At 73.1% G+C, this 14,895-nt stretch carries 17 protein-coding genes; 7 read left to right on the top strand and 10 right to left on the bottom strand.

Features of this window, described 5'->3' with window-relative positions; all coding sequences use genetic code 11:
- Positions 1 to 125 precede the first annotated feature (125 nt).
- Together HD595_RS21525 and HD595_RS21530 are read right to left on the bottom strand one after the other, a co-directional pair.
- A complete protein-coding gene (locus tag HD595_RS21525) occupies positions 126 to 1,148 on the bottom strand; it encodes a hypothetical protein (protein ID WP_253771711.1) in 1,023 nt (340 codons plus the stop codon).
- A gap of 28 nt (positions 1,149 to 1,176) precedes the next feature.
- The gene (locus tag HD595_RS21530) at positions 1,177 to 1,803 is read right to left on the bottom strand and encodes a hypothetical protein (RefSeq protein WP_253771713.1); all 627 of its coding nucleotides are present in this window, start codon (positions 1,801 to 1,803) and stop codon (positions 1,177 to 1,179) included.
- Positions 1,804 to 1,853: 50 nt separating this feature from the next.
- On the opposite strand from HD595_RS21530, the gene HD595_RS21535 reads away from it, so the two are divergent.
- A complete protein-coding gene (locus HD595_RS21535; RefSeq protein ID WP_253771715.1) occupies positions 1,854 to 2,357 on the top strand; it encodes a hypothetical protein in 504 nt (167 codons plus the stop codon).
- 66 nt (positions 2,358 to 2,423) lie between these two features.
- Positions 2,424 to 4,535: a TerD family protein gene (locus HD595_RS21540; protein ID WP_253771717.1), complete on the top strand. Its 2,112-nt coding sequence runs from the start codon at positions 2,424 to 2,426 to the stop codon at positions 4,533 to 4,535.
- Positions 4,536 to 4,732: 197 nt separating this feature from the next.
- On the opposite strand, the gene HD595_RS21545 is transcribed toward HD595_RS21540, so the two are convergent.
- The 4 genes from HD595_RS21545 to HD595_RS21560 all read right to left on the bottom strand — a co-directional run bounded on the left by HD595_RS21545 (position 4,733) and on the right by HD595_RS21560 (position 6,896).
- Positions 4,733 to 5,479 carry a hypothetical protein gene (locus HD595_RS21545; protein ID WP_253771719.1) on the bottom strand — a complete coding sequence of 249 codons (747 nt, stop codon included), beginning with the start codon at positions 5,477 to 5,479 and terminating at the stop codon, positions 4,733 to 4,735.
- A gap of 72 nt (positions 5,480 to 5,551) precedes the next feature.
- Positions 5,552 to 6,130, bottom strand: a complete 579-nt coding sequence (gene folE, locus HD595_RS21550) for a GTP cyclohydrolase I FolE (RefSeq protein WP_253771720.1) — start codon at positions 6,128 to 6,130, stop codon at positions 5,552 to 5,554.
- Between the two features lies 1 nt (position 6,131).
- Entirely contained in the window at positions 6,132 to 6,425 is a 294-nt protein-coding gene (locus HD595_RS21555; RefSeq protein ID WP_253771722.1) for a hypothetical protein, read from the bottom strand.
- Between the two features lie 51 nt (positions 6,426 to 6,476).
- Positions 6,477 to 6,896 carry a DUF2231 domain-containing protein gene (locus HD595_RS21560; RefSeq protein ID WP_253771724.1) on the bottom strand — a complete coding sequence of 140 codons (420 nt, stop codon included), beginning with the start codon at positions 6,894 to 6,896 and terminating at the stop codon, positions 6,477 to 6,479.
- A gap of 98 nt (positions 6,897 to 6,994) precedes the next feature.
- Between HD595_RS21560 and HD595_RS21565 the strand changes: the two genes are divergently transcribed.
- Positions 6,995 to 7,687: a helix-turn-helix transcriptional regulator gene (locus HD595_RS21565; protein WP_253771726.1), complete on the top strand. Its 693-nt coding sequence runs from the start codon at positions 6,995 to 6,997 to the stop codon at positions 7,685 to 7,687.
- Positions 7,688 to 7,715: 28 nt separating this feature from the next.
- On the opposite strand, the gene HD595_RS21570 is transcribed toward HD595_RS21565, so the two are convergent.
- Positions 7,716 to 8,585, bottom strand: a complete 870-nt coding sequence (locus HD595_RS21570) for a CE1 family esterase (protein ID WP_253771728.1) — start codon at positions 8,583 to 8,585, stop codon at positions 7,716 to 7,718.
- A 114-nt stretch (positions 8,586 to 8,699) separates the two neighbouring features.
- Between HD595_RS21570 and HD595_RS21575 the strand changes: the two genes are divergently transcribed.
- Both HD595_RS21575 and HD595_RS21580 read left to right on the top strand, forming a co-directional pair.
- A complete protein-coding gene (locus tag HD595_RS21575; RefSeq protein WP_253771729.1) occupies positions 8,700 to 9,395 on the top strand; it encodes a response regulator transcription factor in 696 nt (231 codons plus the stop codon).
- Positions 9,392 to 10,936, top strand: coding sequence for a sensor histidine kinase (locus HD595_RS21580; RefSeq protein ID WP_253771731.1), 1,545 nt, complete (start codon positions 9,392 to 9,394; stop codon positions 10,934 to 10,936). The genes HD595_RS21575 and HD595_RS21580 overlap by 4 nt, the downstream gene beginning before the upstream one ends.
- On the opposite strand, the gene HD595_RS21585 is transcribed toward HD595_RS21580, so the two are convergent.
- Both HD595_RS21585 and HD595_RS21590 read right to left on the bottom strand, forming a co-directional pair.
- Positions 10,907 to 11,677 (bottom strand): crotonase/enoyl-CoA hydratase family protein, encoded by a 771-nt coding sequence (locus tag HD595_RS21585; protein WP_253771733.1) that lies wholly within the window; start codon positions 11,675 to 11,677, stop codon positions 10,907 to 10,909. The two genes, HD595_RS21580 and HD595_RS21585, sit on opposite strands and share 30 nt — an antisense overlap.
- On the bottom strand, positions 11,674 to 12,534 hold the full coding sequence (locus tag HD595_RS21590) for an SCO6745 family protein (protein ID WP_253771735.1): 861 nt from the start codon (positions 12,532 to 12,534) through the stop codon (positions 11,674 to 11,676). Before HD595_RS21590 ends, HD595_RS21585 begins: the two co-directional genes overlap by 4 nt.
- Positions 12,535 to 12,612: 78 nt before the next feature.
- Between HD595_RS21590 and HD595_RS21595 the strand changes: the two genes are divergently transcribed.
- Positions 12,613 to 14,040, top strand: coding sequence for an aminotransferase-like domain-containing protein (locus tag HD595_RS21595; protein WP_253771737.1), 1,428 nt, complete (start codon positions 12,613 to 12,615; stop codon positions 14,038 to 14,040).
- 31 nt (positions 14,041 to 14,071) lie between these two features.
- Positions 14,072 to 14,707 carry a TMEM175 family protein gene (locus HD595_RS21600; RefSeq protein WP_253771739.1) on the top strand — a complete coding sequence of 212 codons (636 nt, stop codon included), beginning with the start codon at positions 14,072 to 14,074 and terminating at the stop codon, positions 14,705 to 14,707.
- Here the strand turns inward: HD595_RS21600 and HD595_RS21605 are convergent.
- On the bottom strand, positions 14,697 to 14,894 hold the full coding sequence (locus tag HD595_RS21605; RefSeq protein WP_253771741.1) for a hypothetical protein: 198 nt from the start codon (positions 14,892 to 14,894) through the stop codon (positions 14,697 to 14,699). The genes HD595_RS21600 and HD595_RS21605 overlap by 11 nt on opposite strands.
- Between the last annotated feature and the right edge of the window lies 1 nt (position 14,895).

The following is a 14,895-nucleotide window of genomic DNA, read 5'->3' on the forward strand; positions in this document are numbered from 1 at the left end:
CCTCAGCGGTCTCGCCGGCACCCGGGTCGTCTCGATGGCGCCCGCTGGTCTCCACGGCGCGGCGGAGCGCGCGTCAGAGCGGTCACCGCCTGGATGCCGCAGAGGCCGTCTCCCCGCTCGCGCGGCTACGAGAACGGGTCCGTGTAGGGGCGGTCTCTCACGCGGTCATAGACGCCGCGCACCCACGGTCGCCGGACCGCCGCCAGCCGCTCCAGCGCGCGGAGGAACACTCGTCCATCGGGGCGGAAAAGACTGGGTGGGAGCGGCGGTGGCGGGTCGTCGCGGCGGACGACGGCAGGCATCCCGTACGCCGCCGGCATGAGCCGCCGGTCGTCGTTGAAGGCCAGGTACGTCCACACGTCCGCGGCCAGCGGCACCACTGCTCCCGTCTCGCACGGCCATGCCGCACCGGTCTGCGGATGCCGCGGCACCAGGGCGATGTCCGCGAGCGCGGCGGGCAGGCCGGGTCCGGCCAGTACGAGGTGGCGTTCCGGGGGTCCAGGAGGGAGCAGGCTGTCGATCGACCGGCGGAGCACCTCCGCGACAGGTCCCTCGGGGACGGTCACCCGCTCACCACCCGATGCTGCCAGCAGGTGCGCCAAGGCGACCGCGACCGCGGCCTCCCACCGCGGGTTCCAGAAACCACGCGAATCGACGGGAGGCGTGCTCGGCAGCTCCGTCCAGTCCATCACCCGCTGGGCGGGGCCGTCGACGGCGGCAGGACGCACGGCTTCCGGCTCCAGCCACACCACCTGCCAGAACCCGCAGTCGTCGACGCGAGTCGCCACCGGGCAGCCGCACCCCGCGCACGCCAGGTTGGGGCCGTACTGTCCGTCCCAGCCGCAGCAGCAGCCGCCCAACCGCTCCGGGATGAAGACGGTTCCCCGGACGTCGCCCGGCGCGATCCCGATCCTGTTCGGGGGGCCCGTGATGGAGTACGTCAGCAGCCGGACGCCACGCTCCTCCGGCCGGGGCCGCAACGGTTCCCACGGCCGGCCGTCCCCGGGGTCCACCACATACGTTCCCGGCTCCAGAAGGGCAGGGAGCAGGCCATGCCCGTACTTCTGGCTGGAGTGGTCGGGAAGCGCCACCCGCGACAGCCTCGCGGTCAGCACGGCACCGCACTCCGCGCAGGCGAAGACGACCAAGCAGCCTCCTTTGTCGGAACGACGGCGATCAGGGTGGCGCGGGCTCGCCGCCTTGTCGAGAAGTATTGATCATGAAGGACTCGTCGAGGGCTGAGATGAGCCGGTCGGCCAGTCTCGGGGTAGTGATCGCCGCCCATCGCCGGGCTAGGTCGAGGAACCCGGAGAAGTGCTGCTGGGCTGTGGCGAGCAGGGTGGAGAGCTCCGCGCGAGTGATCTCGATGGGGGGAGAGTCCTCACTGTGCTGCCGTAGCTGGACGAGCTGGCCGACATGGGTGATGCGGGGCGTGGGGTCGTGGCCGAGCCAGGTTTCCTGACCGCGAGCCACGTGCCACCAGCTCCGCCAGCTCTCCAGGCCGCAGCAGCAACCGGGTGAGACGCTGACGTCGGCGGTGGTGTCGCGGAAGCGCAGCCCGCCCGGTGCGATCAGGCCCTCCGCCTCGGCGAGATGGTGGCGCAGCCGCGCCTCGGTCAGGTCGGCGGCGCGGGTGACGGGGATGCCGTTGTACGTGAAGATGACGGCCATGGCCGTCCCGACGTCCGCGGCGGACATCCGGCCGGAGACGGCGAGAAGCCGGTCGTCCGACGGCTCGGCGATCGGCCAGGCCGTGAAGTCCGCCGCGTCGTGGGTCTCCAGGACGACTTCGACGATGACCATGGCCGCCAGTATCCCCTCCTCTGTCAGGTCCGGCCGGTGGGCTTGAGGTCGTGGGCCGGGTGTTCGTGCCGGGGCTGCGATCGGGCCTGGCGGTCGGTCCTGGCCGGGTCAGCCGGGACGGCGTGCAGGATCGGGCCCGCTACGCCGAGCTCATGCACGAACTGGTGGACCGGGTCTCCGCCTTCAACTCCGGCTACCTGGCCCTGCCGGAACTGCGGCTGGAGGCCACCCGCCGCCCCGAGCTGCGGGCCGTGCTGACCAAGCGCATCCGCGAGGACATCGACGCCAACATCGGCTACCACGCCGCCTCCGGCCTGCCCGGCGACTCGACCTCGGTGGTCCTCCTCTACCTCGCGCTGAACTGGCTCATCGTGGAGCGGCTGACCCTGCCCGGCATCTTCACCGAGCAGCAGATCCACGAGCTGGTGGACGCCGCCGTGCGAAGATCCCTGAATGCCTGCCCGGCAAAGGTCGTGAGTTATGTCGGCCGCGAGCGTTGCCGGCGCCGCTCGCCGTCCGGGCGCGGACCGCCACCGGTGTTCTCATGCCTGTAGAGCCGGTCGGCGGGGCGCCGGAAAAGGGGCGGCGTTTCGGGAAGGTCCGACTATAGGGTGCGGTCCGTGGACGATCTGGAGAGCCTGGTCATCGCCCGGCGGCTGCGTGTCCCCATCGGCGACGCCCCCACCGGTGAGTCCGGCTGGGGAGAGGTCGCCGCCCGCCAGCTCGACGCCGCGCTGCTGAGCGTCGGCTTCACGTGCTCGGCGGCCCTGCTCGACCGCCTGGGCAAGCTGCCCGGAGCGGCTGTGGTCGATCTCGGCGCGCGCGTCCTGGCCGCGGTCCGGCATCTCGTCGGCGATCACGTGCGGCACAACGCGTACTTCATCGACTTCCCCCGCAACGTGCCCGACACGATGGAGTTCTGGGCCGGCCTGCTGCGGGAGGCGCTGCTCGACCCGGTCGCCGCCGCGCGCGTCCAGCCGGCGACGCTCGACCTGCTCGCCCTCCCGGGCTACGGCCGTTACCAGCACAGCTACGCCGACCTGCTGGCCGCGCACGCCGAGCTGATCCCGCTGGCCGGCGACCGGGTGACCGTGCTGGAGCTGGGCGCGAGCCTGGAGTCGGAGGCGCGCGAGCTCTACTTCTCCCTGGCGGGCTCGGAGGCGCCGCCGGCGGCCGAGGACCTGGCGGTGCTGCGCACGCTGGCCGCCTTCTGCGCCGACGAGCCGGAACGCGTCCCGGTGCGGGAGAGCCGCGCGGTCATCAACGAGATGCGCCTGGCCGCGGGCCGGCCGCTGCTCGTGGACACGGTGACCGACGTGCTCCGGCTCGCCTGCGGCGTCTCCGGCGGCGATGTCACGCTGACCGCGCCCACCAGGTTCCGCTCGTTCCGGCGTCCTGAGCGCCGCGCCCTTCTGCGGGCCCTGGACCAGGTCGCGGCGCCGGCCAAGCTCGCCGACGTGCCGCGTCACCGGGAGCAGTGGAAGCGGCTCGGTGAGCGGCTGCACCCGCACGAGTACCCGCAGTTCTCGCGCGCCGCGCAGGTCTTCGAGGTCGCGCGAGGGGAACGCCGGGCGCCCGGCCTCGACAGCCGGGTCGAGGCGGCCCTGTCGGCCGGACTCACCGGTGACGCGGTGGAGCTGCTGGAGAGGGCGCCCGGCGCGCTGCTGCGCCGTCTCGACCACCTGCTGCGGACCGGCGCCGACCCCGGCGGGGTGCTCGACGCCGCCGAGCGGGCCGCGGCGACCGCCTCCGGCCGGGTTCTGCTGTCCTTGCGGGAGCACCTGCAGAACCGGCTCGCCCCCGCCCCCGGGCGCGTCTTCGTCAACCGCCGCGGCCGGGGCTGGACGACGGCCGACACCCGCGCGCGGCTGGAGGAGGACGTCGTGGCGCGGGCCGTGGCCGTCCTGGACGAGGAGATCACCCGGCGCCTGCCCGACCCGGGCGCGCTGGTCGTCGATCCCGAGATGCTCGACGTCGCCCTGCCGCTGTCCGGCAAGCCCGTCGCGCCCGGCCTCGGCATGCTGCCGCGCGGCTCGCTGTCGAGGGTGGACGGGGAACTGCTGCGCTTCTTCGTCCACTGGCGCCAGGCGGAGCGGCGCACCGACTACGACCTGTCGGCGCTGATGCTGGACGCCTCGTACGGCGACGCCGAGCACGTCTCGTGGACGAACTACGGCAACGACTTCGCCGTGTACTCCGGCGACCTCACCGACGCCGCCGACGGCGCGAGCGAGTTCATCGACATCCGGCTCGCCCGGGCCACCCGGCCGATCGTTATCCCGCAGGTTCACATCTACGCGGGCGAGGCGTTCGACGAGGCGGCGGAGGCGTTCTTCGGGTACATGACCAGGGAGGCGGAGCAGGAGGGCAGGCCCTTCGAGCCGCGTACCGTGCGGATGAAGTCGGACCTGCGCGGCGCGGGCCGGGTCGCGCTGCCGCTCGCCTTCCTGCGCGGCGACGACGGCGCCTGGCGGGTGAAGTGGCTGCACCTCTACCTGAAGGGGCACCCCTCCTTCAACCAGGTGGAGGGCAGCCGCGTCACGTCTTCGCTGCTGGTGCGCTCGATCGTCGAGCGCGATCACCTGCGGGTCCGGTACCTGGCCGGCCTGCTGCGGCGCAAGGGCTCGGCGAGCGATCACACCACGTACATCGGCCTGCGGGCGCCGGCCGGTCTGCCGGAGGGGACACGGGTGTTCACGCCGGCGACGCTGCACGAGCTGATCCCCGCTTGATACAGTGAAGATCGCGAGGCTATGGGAGGGCTTCCTTCTCTTCTTCTCCAAAAAGAATCTCCAGTCCTTCCGCTCTCCTCGCGCTCCGGCCGTGAGGCCATTCGGTGGCTTCCTTCCACTGGTTCGATTCCAGACAGGCCCCATGGGCCTGCCAGGTCATCCAGCCACCGAGCCTTCCTCACGGCCGGCCGCCCGCCTCATTCGGGCAGCGTGTGCGTCACGGTCCTGGGGGCCGGGGCCTTGACCGACACCTTGCCGCCCCACCCGGAGTAGCGGGTGTCGACGGAGATGATGCCGCCCTCGAACTCGGAGAAGCTCTCCGTGACGTCCTTGGCGCGGTACGAGCTCGACAGCTTGGTCACCAGGCCGGCCGAGCTCAGCGTCAGGGTGTAGGAGATCTCCGTCTCGTCGGCCCATTCGGTGAGGATCGAGCGGGCGAACCACGGCGAGACCTTGGCCAGGTCGGCGAAAGTGATCTTTCCGGTGACCTTGTTGCCGGCCTTCGTGCCCTTCTTGAGCAGCGCCGACAGCGTCGTGAGCTCGGCCGGGTTGAGGATCTGCCCGTAGATGGTGGGCAGCGAGCCGCCGCCGGTCGCGTACCAGGTCTTGCCCTTGGGCAGCTCGTAGATGGCGCCCGAGTAGTAGGCGGTGTCGCCGACGGAGACGACGCGGAACTTCTGGTCGTCCCAGGTGGCGCCCTTGAGGTCGTAGCCGGCCACGCCCTTCTTGCTGAACTGCAGCACGCCCTCGCCGGTGTCCGTCTGCAGCGTGTCGACGCCGTCGGACCAGTTGGCCACCTCGGTGAAGTGCACGCCGTGGCCGGGGACCAGCTTGGCCTTCAGCGCGCGTACGGGATCAGCTACCGGCGCGGCCGCCTGGGCGGGTGCGGCCGACACGAGGAGGACGGCGGCGAGCACGGACAACGCGGTGATCGTCTTCTTCATGGCAGTGATCATGCCGCGGCGGGATCACGGCACGGCCACCGGCAGGCAACAGCAGCGCGAGCGCCGTCGCGGTCAGGGCTTGACCAGGGAGAGGAACTCGGCACGGGAGCGGGCGTCGTCGCGCAGCACGCCGAGCAGGGTGGAGGTGATGGTCTGGGCCCCCGGGGACTGCGCGCCGCGCAGCGTCATGCACGTGTGGTCGGCCCGGACGACCACGCCGACCCCTCGGGGCCGTAGGTTGGTCTGCAGCCACTCGGCGACCTGCTTGGTGAGGCGCTCCTGGACCTGCGGCCGGCAGGAGAAGTGCTCGACGATGCGGGCGAGCTTGGACAGGCCGACGATGCGCGGCCCCGGCAGGTATCCGACGTGGGCGACACCGGTGAACGGCAGCAGGTGGTGCTCGCACACCGACCGGAGCGGGATGTCGCGGACCAGGACGAGCTCGTCGTACTCCTCGTCGTTGGGGAAGGTGGTCAGCTCGAAGGGGCGCGGCGAGAACAGTTCGGCGTAGGCGCGCGCCATCCGCCCGGGGGTGCCGCGCAGGCTTTCGTTGTCCAGGTGGATGCCCAGGGCGTCGAGGAACTGGCCGGCCGCCAGCTCGGCCGCGGCCAGGTCGACGCCTCTGGTCGGGACGGTCGATCCGTTCAGCATGTCAGCCTCCCGACACGGTGGTGAGCAGGACGAGGACGAGCGTGGCGACGGCCGGCACGCCGTGTCCCGCGACGGCGACGACGGGGATGGCGCGCTCCGGGGCCGTGCTCGTGGCGCGGGCGCGATGGATCCTCAGGACCAGTCCCGTCGCCGCGAGCAGCAGGTGGCCGAAGACGACCGGGGCGGGCAGGCGGGACTCCCGCGTGCGGGGCCCGCCGCGGGAGATCCACATGCCGAGCATGGAGAAGCCGCCGAGCGCGGTGAGTATCCAGGTGACGAGTGCGGCGACCGCCATGATGACCAACCTTTCCGAGGGGGGTCCGGGAGTGCCCGGGGTTTTCGCGGGTCAGGAACGGAAGCCCGCTGCCTGGGTGGTCTCGTCCGCGACGCGCAGGCCGTAGCGGTAGGCGAGCTTTCCGCCGAGATGGCCGGAGACGGTCAGTGCCGCGAGGGCGACCACCGACAGCGCGATGTGGACCGGCGCCATCGGTCCCGCTCCCGTTCCCGCCGCCGCGCCGGCCCGCCATGCGCAGGCGATGCCGTACAGGGCGGCGGCCAGCGCGCCGATCACGCCGATCGCGATCAGCCACAGCGAGCCGCGGGCCAGGAAGCCCGGATCGGGCACCACGTGTGAGGCGAGGTCGAAGAGCAGGCTCGTCACCCAGGCGCCGATCGGCACAGTGACCAGGATCGGATGCAGCGGATGCCCGTACGGCCCGGCCAGTGCCGTGACGGGGCGTTTGGCCTGATACTGCGGCGTGGGCATGGCCCCCTCCAATTTCACTAACAATTATTAGCTTTATCACGCTGAAGGCCACGAGGTGAAGAGGTTTCCCCACGGAAGACGAGTGTTATTGTGAACGGGTGACGGACGACGCGGTACGCGCCGTGGCGGCGCTGGACGACGAGTTGCGGCGTCGCATGTTCGCCTTCATCCGGCAGTCGCCCGCTCCGGTGACCCGCGACGAGGCGGCGCGCAGCGTCGGCATCTCCCGCAAGCTGGCGGCCTTCCACCTCGACAAGCTGGTCGAGGTCGGCCTGCTCAGGGCCACGTACGCCCAACCGGACGGCATCCGCCGGGTCGGCCGCGCCCCGAAGCTGTACCAGCCGACCGACCTGCACGTTCAGGTCAGCATCCCGCCGCGCGAACACGGCCTGCTCGCCGAGATCCTGCTGGAGGCCGTACGGCACCAGCGGCCCGAGGAGAGCGGCCCGCAAGCCGCCGTACGCGTCGCGGCCGACCGCGGGCACGCGCTCGGGAAAGCGGAGCACGACCGGCTCAAGCCCGGCCGGCTCGGCACCGAACGGGCCCTCACCTACATCGCCCACGTGCTGGAGGAGCACGGCTTCGAGCCGGCCCGCGTCGAGCCGACCCGCCTCCGGCTCGACAACTGCCCCTTCCACCCCCTCGCGGCCAAGGACCCCGATCTGGTGTGCGGGATCAACCACGCCTTCCTCGCCGCGTACTGCGAAGGACTCAGGGCGACCACCGTGCAGGCGACGCTGGCTCCCCGGCCGGGCGCCTGCTGCGTCGAGCTCAGCTCACGATCGTCGTAAGGGGCGGGCCCGCTCTTGAGCCAGGGCGTCAGCGCTTGGCGTGGGCGGCGAAGAAGTCCCAGATGACCGCGGTGGCGTCGAGGGCCTTGGACGGGGGGTCGGCCCGGTCGCGGACGACCTGTCCGCCCGGCCACTGGTGTCCGGCTCCCTCGATGGTGATCAGAGTGACGGCGCGGCCCCGCGCGCAGCGGGCCGATTCGGTGGTGACCGGTCCTGACGTGGTGACGGTGGGGCGGCCGCAGCGGTCGACGGCCCGCCAGCCGGCCACGACCTCCGGCACCGGCGGCCCGTCGATCCTGGCGATCCCGGTGCCCGGGGCGCCGTCGAAGCGGACGTTCTCGTCGGCCAGGCCATGGATGTGGATGACCGACAGCGGCGCGGGCGCGGGGCAGTCACCGAGCCGGGTCGTGGCCACCGGACCGACGGCGGCGAAGATCCTGGTGTCACAGGCCAGCCGGTAGGCCATCATGCCGCCGTTGGAGATGCCGGTGGCGTACACCCGCCTGGGATCGATCGGCAGCCTGCGGCCGATGTCGGCGATCATCCGGGTGATGAAGGCGACGTCGTCCACCTGCTCCCTGCCCGGCCTGCCGCAGCAGCCGTCGCCGACGTTCCACGCCGCCGGGCCGTCGGGGTAGGCGACGGCGAAGTGCCGCCGGTCCGCCTCGGCGTCCCAGCCGTACGACGTCTCCGCCTGCCGCGCCGAGCCGAAGCCGCCGTGCACCATCACCACCAGCGGCGCCTTCGCCGGAAGCGACGCGGGCCGGTGCAGCCGGTAGCTCCGCTGCCGCCCGTCCACGGTGATCGTGTGGACGGTGGTGGTGCTGCCGCCGGAGGCAGCCGCGACGCCGCTCCCGGCTGCGTACGCTGTGGCCAGGACGGCGAGCAACACCGCCACACTTGTACGGATCCTCCGCATGCGCGAATCTCTCTTCCCTCGGTGAACGATCGCCGGCAGTGAACAGGACCTCTTTGGCAAATCCATGAGACCGCTGATCCCCAAGGAGCACCGATGACCGCGCCCAGGATCCTCGCCGTGGACGACGACGCGGCGATCCTCCGCTCGCTCCGCCGTGGCCTGCGGCTGGAGGGTTTCGACGTGACGACCGCCGAGTCCGGGCGGCGGGCCCTCGACCTGGTCGACGGCGCGCCTCCGGACGCGGTCGTGCTCGACGTGTCGATGCCCGGCGTGTCGGGGATCGAGGTGTGCTCGCGGCTGCGCGGCCGCGGCTCGGAGGTGCCCGTGCTGATGCTCTCGGCCATGGACGAGGTCGCCGACCGGGTGGCCGGGCTGGCCGCGGGCGCGGACGACTACGTGGTGAAGCCGTTCGCGCTGGAGGAGCTGGTGCTGCGGCTGCGCGCGCTGCTGCGCAGGGCCGGTCGCGCTCCCGGCACGACGATCCGGGTGGGCCCGCTGACGGTCGTCCCGGCCACTCGCTCCGTCGTCCTCGACGGCCGCGCGGTCGATCTGACGCGGCGGGAGTTCGACCTGCTGGAGACCCTCGCGCGCAACGCCGGCATCGTGCTGTCCCGGCAGGTGCTGCTGGAACGGGTCTGGGGCTACGACTTCGAGGTGACCGGCAACGCCGTCGACACCTTCGTCGGCTACCTGCGCCGCAAGCTCGAAGCCGGCGGCGAGGCCCGGCTGGTGCACACGGTGCGCGGGGTCGGGTTCGTGTTACGGACACCGCCGGCGGTCGCGGGATGAGGCTGTCCACCCGGTTCGCCGTCTGCTTCGCCGTGCTCGTCCCGCTGCTGGTCCTGCTGTCCGGGCTGGCCGTGCTGCGGCTGGTGTCCGACGACCTGTACGCGGAGCGCGACCGGCAGCTCGTCGCGCGGTTGCACGCGCTGACACCGGTCGCCTCCCTGTACGCGTCACAGGCCGATCTCGGCATGACCCCCGGCGCGCTCAGGCAATGGCTGGCCGCGGCGGCCCCGGGCGGGGCGTATTTGGAGGTCCCCGGGGCCGGGCCGTTCGCCGTCGGAGACCTGCCCCGCGGGCCGTACCCGGCAGATGTGGCCGGGCCGGCCGACCTCGTCCGGGACAGGCGGCGGTGGCGGTTCGTGCAGGCCGACCTCGGACAGGCGGGCCCCGGGCAGGCGGGCCCTGGGCAGGCGGACCTCGGCCGGGGCGGGCGGGCCCGGCTGTGGCTGTTCGAGCCGGCGGCGCACGTGAACGGGCAGCGCTGGCAGCTCGCCCGGCGCGTGCTGCTGTCCACGCTCGTCGCGTGCGCGGTGGGCGTGGTCGCGGGCCTGGCTCTCGGGCGGCTCGCCGTACGGCCGGTGACGGCGCTGCACCGGCAGGCCCGGGCGATCGACCTGCCGCCACGCGCGGCGGCCCGGATCGGCCTCCCGTCGCCCGCGGCCGACGGGAGCGGCGTGCTGCCGTCGCGCGCGGCGATCCGGCTGGCCACCACCTCGCGAGCCGTCGAGGTGGACGAGCTGGCCGGGCTGGTCAACGAGCTGCTGGACCGGCGCGACGCGGCGGTGGCGCGCACGGGCGAGGCCCTGGAGACGGCGCGCGCCTTCGCCGCCACGGCCGCGCACGAGCTGCGTACCCCGCTGACCAGCATGGGTGCCAACCTGGGCCTGCTCGACCACCCGGGCCTGGACCCGGCGGAACGGACGGAAGTCGTCGCGGACCTGAACGCCGAGCACGCCCGGATCCTGCGGCTGATCACCATGCTGAGCCGGCTGGCCCGCGGGGAGCTGCTCGACCGGGCGACCTTCACCGAGGTCGACCTGGCCGAGATCGTCGGCACGGCGGTCGAGGACGCCCGCCGCCGCCATCCGCGCGCCACGATCTCCGCCTCCGTCCCGGACGCCCTGCCCGTGCGCGGATGGGCCGAAGGACTCCAGCTGATCGTGGACAACCTGCTGGACAACGCCGCGATCCACGGCGCCGACGACCAGGGCCGGGCCCTGGTCATCGTGGAGCTGTCAGTGCGCGGCGACGCGGCCGTCCTGTCCGTGCGGGACTCCGGCCCCGGCATCGCGCCCGCCGACCGCGAGACGGTCTTCGCCCGCTTCCACCGCCGCGCAGGAAGTCCCGGCTCCGGGCTCGGCCTCACCCTCGTCCGCCAGCAGGCGACGCTGCACGGCGGCGGCGTCGTCGTGGCCGACCGGGACGCCGGCACGCGGATCGACGTGCGGCTTCCGCTCTCCGGCGGCCTGTCGCGGCCCGCCGATCCGGGCTCCTGGCTCGGACAGCGGTACGGCTCACCTGTCGCGGGTGAGGAAGCGCCGTAGGCCGGCGGCGACACCCTCCGTGGGCACGGTGACCGCGAACCAGGACGCCTCGACGGCCAGGCCCTCGTCGATCGGCACGTTGATCCCGCGGGTCACCGCGGCCAGGCATGCCGTCACGGCCGTGGCGGGGTGGCGGACGACGCGCGCCGCCAGGTCGTGCGCCGCGTCGAGCAGGTCTTCCGCCGGGACGACCCTGTTCACCAGGCCGAGGTCCATGGCGCGCCGCGCGTCGACGGGATCACCGGTGAGGATCATCTCCAGCGCGCGCTTGCGGCCGACGAGCCGGGGCAGCCGCTGCGAACCCCCGAACGGCGGCGGGAAGCCGAGCGTGATCTCCGGCTTGGCGAAGGTGGCGTGGTCGGCCGCGACGGCGAGCGGCGCCGCCTCGGTGATCTCGCAGCCGCCGCCGTAGGCGAGGCCGTTGACGGCGACGACGACGGGTTTGGGGAAGGTCTCGATCCGGCGGGTCAGTCCCTGCCCCCGCCGTACGACGTCCCGCAGGGCCCGGTCGACGCCTCCCGCGATGCTCTCGGCGAGGTCGCCGATGTCGGCCCCCGCGCTGAAGGCGCGCCGCCCGGCGCCCGTGAGGATGACGGCCCGCACCTCCTCGTCGGCCTCCACCCTGGCGAGCACGGCCATCAGCTCGTCGATGGTGGCGTAGTCCAGGGCGTTGAGCTTGGCCGGACGGTCGATGGTGATCGTGGTGACGGAGTCCTGGTGCGAGCACCTGACGGAGGTCATGGGCGGGGCGCTCCTATCGGGTTGGGGACCGGGATGACGTTCGTGTCGACGAGGTGCCGGCTGATCGGCGCGGCCAGCCGGATCGCCTCCTCGACGCCGGTCTCGCCGAGCGTGGCGACCGGGTCGGCGGCGAGCCGGTCGGTGGCGTTCTCGATCTCGCGCCGCAGCGCCCCGCCCGTTCTGGTGAGCCGGGAGTCCCGGTCGAGCAGGCCGCGGGCCACCAGCCTGCGTCGGGCCTCGTCCCACTCGGCGTCGGTCCAGCCGCGACTGCGCTGGATGAGCTCCCTGGAGACGTTGCCGGTGGCCACATGGGTGAGGGAGGCTTCGAGCCCGGTGAGCCCGCCATGGACGACGGCGATGACATGGCCGTCGCCGCGATGTTCGCGCAGGATCGTGGTGGCGAGCCAGAGCCGGCCGGCCAGGTCGGCCGGGCGGGGCACCCGCGACCAGGCGGCGGCCAGCGCGCGTCCCTCGTGGGCGCACCCCTCGGTCGCCCGTTCGAGCAGGTGGACGAGGCGGCGCAGGGAGTCGGGCCCGGTGGGCGGGAGGACGCGGTCGAGCGCCGCCCGCACCGCGGCGAGCCGGCTGTCGAGCACCTTGCCCGGGTCGGCGCGCTCCCACGCCTCGGGCAGCGCGCGGGCCGGCTTCACCGGCGAGAACGCGAAGAACAGGGCGGCCGCGGCGGCCCCGCCGACCGGTCCGAGCGGGGCGACCCGGCCCGCGAAGTAGCCCATCCACCAGCCGGTGAGTCCGATCGCCCGGGCCGCTTCCGCCGGTTCGCGGGTGAAGTAGGCGACGGCGTGGACGGGCTCGATCGCCTCCCAGAACCGCCGGGCCAGCGTGGGGCTCGGATCCATCGATGTCTCCTTGGGTCGAGGACGCCGACGGCCAGCATGTCCGTTGCCGAACGCGCGAGACAGTGCCAATTTTGGGAAATGGACCATGATCTGGGGTGGTGGGTGCGGATCGCCCTCGACGGGTGGCGGTGCCGTACCGGGCCTCACTACCGGCGGATCGCGGAGGGGATCGCCGACGCGGTGGAGCGGCGGCTGGTGGACGCGGAGGACCGGCTGCCGGCCGAGCGGCCGCTGGCGGACGCGCTCGGGGTCAGCCGCGGCACGCTCGTCCGCGCCTACGGTGAGCTGGCGGACGCCGGCCTGGTGGAACGCCGTCAGGGCGCCGGCACCTTCGTCCGCCCGCGCCCCGCCTCGACGCGCGCTCCGGTGGAGGACGCGGCCTCCGCGCTGCTGCGCCGCCGGCTGGCCCGGGACGGCTCCGCGGGCCGAGAAGAGATCATCGATCTGTCCCTGTCGGTGCCCGCAGGCGTGGATCACCTGCCGCCCTTCGACGGCGGCATCCTGCCGCGCGACCTGCGCGGCCATGGACTGCACCCGGCCGGTCTCCCCGCGCTGCGCGCCGCGCTCGCCACCCACCTCACGACGCGGCTGCACCTGCCGACCACGGCGGATCAGCTCATCGTGACCTCCGGTGCCCGGCACGCGCTGTCGCTGGTGCTCGCCGCGCTGGCCCCCAGCGGGGTGATCACGGGCTGCCCCACCGGTCCGGGGCTCGTGTCGGCCGTACGGGGAAACCGCCCCGTCGCGGTGCCGGTGGATCCGTTCGGCATCGACGCGCAGGCCGTGCGGCGGCTGGCCGTCGGCACGCCGGTGGTCTACGTGGACTCCGCGGCCCACGACCCCACCGGCGCGGTCCTCAGCGCCTCACGCCGCGACTCGCTGCTCGCCACGGTACGGCGGGGCGGCGCGCTCCTCGTGGAGGACCTGGCCCGGGCGGGGCTGGAGCTGGGGGAGGAGGGGGAGCCGGTGATCCCGCTGGCGGCACGGGACGACTCCGTGATCGCCGTGGGCTCGCTGTCGGCGATGTTCTGGGCGGGGCTGCGGGTCGGCTGGATCCGGGCGCCGGAGCGGTTGCGTGACGTCCTGCTGCTGCTGCGTTCGGGCGGCGATCCCGGCCCGGGCGTGCCGGCCGAGCTCATCGCCGCCCGCCTGCTCGGGGCGGCCGGCCCGGCGTGGCAGGACGGGCTCCGCGCCTCGCTGCGTGACCGCCGGGATCTGCTGCTGGCGCTGCTGGAGCGGCAACTGCCCGCCTGGCGGGCGGAGATCCCGCGGGCCGGGCTGTCGGCCTGGGTCTCCCTGCCGGTCGTCGACAGCGAGAGCTTCGCGCACCTGGCCGCCCGCTACGGCGTCATCGTCGCCCCGGGAGCCACCGCCTGCGTGGACGGCCGGCACCACCACGGCATCCGCCTCTCCTTCGCCGAGTCCCCGCAGACCCTGGAGTCCGCGGTCGACCGGCTCACCGCGGCGTGGGAGGAGCACTCGCGCCGGCTCGCCGTCGGACGATGACCCCGTCCCCTTTGCGGATACGATCTGCGCCGTGACGGACAATCCCCCCGTAATCAGTACATCTCGCCTGGAAGCGTTCAGTGACGGCGTCTTCGCCATCGCCATCACGCTGCTGGTGATCGAGATCCACCTGCCCGAGGGCTGGGAGCACGACCTGCGGGGCGCGCTGATCAGCCTGTGGCCGTCGTACGTGGCCTACGCCATCACGTTCCTGCTGGTCGGCATGGTCTGGATGAACCACCACCGGATGTTCCACTTCATCCGCAGAACCGACGGCGTGCTGCTCGGGCTCAACGTGCTGCTGCTGATGGACGTGGCCTTCCTGCCGTTCCCCACGCACGTGCTGGCCGAGGCCCTGCACAGCGGCGACGGCGCGGCCCAGCGGGTGGCGGCCGTCTTCTACGGGCTGGTGCTGGTGGTCGGCGGGATCTTCTACAACGCGGTGTGGTGGTACGCCTCGCTCGGCCACCGCCACCTGGGCCCGCACATCACCCCGCCGGAGGCGCGCGCCCTTCGCCTGCGCTGGGGCCTGGGCCCGGTCTCCTACCTGGTGCCGACCGTGATCGGCGCCTTCAGCGCGGTGGCCGCGCTCTGCTGCTACGTGTTCCTGCTGGTCGTCTTCTGCTTCGACATGCGGCCGAGAAGACGCGACGCCCTCAGCAGTTGAGCAACCCGTCGTCCTTGCGGACGCTGAGCCAGGTCACCATGTCCGGCCCCAGGCCGGCGACGGACTCCCGGCGCCGGACCCTGTACGGGCGCGGGCTGGGCGCGTGCGCCACGCAGCCACGTCCACCGCAGCCGAGGCCGCCCGCGTAGAGCGAGGCGGCCGGCAGCACGAGCGAGCGAGCGGACATC

Source organism: Nonomuraea roseoviolacea subsp. carminata (assembly GCF_024172185.1).
Taxonomy (GTDB): Bacteria; Actinomycetota; Actinomycetes; order Streptosporangiales; family Streptosporangiaceae; genus Nonomuraea; species Nonomuraea roseoviolacea.

Coding starts and splice junctions, on each gene's coding strand:
- HD595_RS21605 (WP_253771741.1), bottom strand. CDS start 14,894: ATGTCCGCTCGCTCGCTCGTGCTGCCGGCCGCCTCGCTCTACGCGGGC.
- HD595_RS21545 (WP_253771719.1), bottom strand. CDS start 5,479: ATGAAGAAGACGATCACCGCGTTGTCCGTGCTCGCCGCCGTCCTCCTC.
- HD595_RS21580 (WP_253771731.1), top strand. CDS start 9,392: ATGAGGCTGTCCACCCGGTTCGCCGTCTGCTTCGCCGTGCTCGTCCCG.
- HD595_RS21555 (WP_253771722.1), bottom strand. CDS start 6,425: ATGGCGGTCGCCGCACTCGTCACCTGGATACTCACCGCGCTCGGCGGC.
- HD595_RS21560 (WP_253771724.1), bottom strand. CDS start 6,896: ATGCCCACGCCGCAGTATCAGGCCAAACGCCCCGTCACGGCACTGGCC.
- HD595_RS21530 (WP_253771713.1), bottom strand. CDS start 1,803: ATGGTCATCGTCGAAGTCGTCCTGGAGACCCACGACGCGGCGGACTTC.
- HD595_RS21585 (WP_253771733.1), bottom strand. CDS start 11,677: ATGACCTCCGTCAGGTGCTCGCACCAGGACTCCGTCACCACGATCACC.
- HD595_RS21590 (WP_253771735.1), bottom strand. CDS start 12,534: ATGGATCCGAGCCCCACGCTGGCCCGGCGGTTCTGGGAGGCGATCGAG.
- HD595_RS21595 (WP_253771737.1), top strand. CDS start 12,613: ATGGACCATGATCTGGGGTGGTGGGTGCGGATCGCCCTCGACGGGTGG.
- folE (WP_253771720.1), bottom strand. CDS start 6,130: ATGCTGAACGGATCGACCGTCCCGACCAGAGGCGTCGACCTGGCCGCG.
- HD595_RS21575 (WP_253771729.1), top strand. CDS start 8,700: ATGACCGCGCCCAGGATCCTCGCCGTGGACGACGACGCGGCGATCCTC.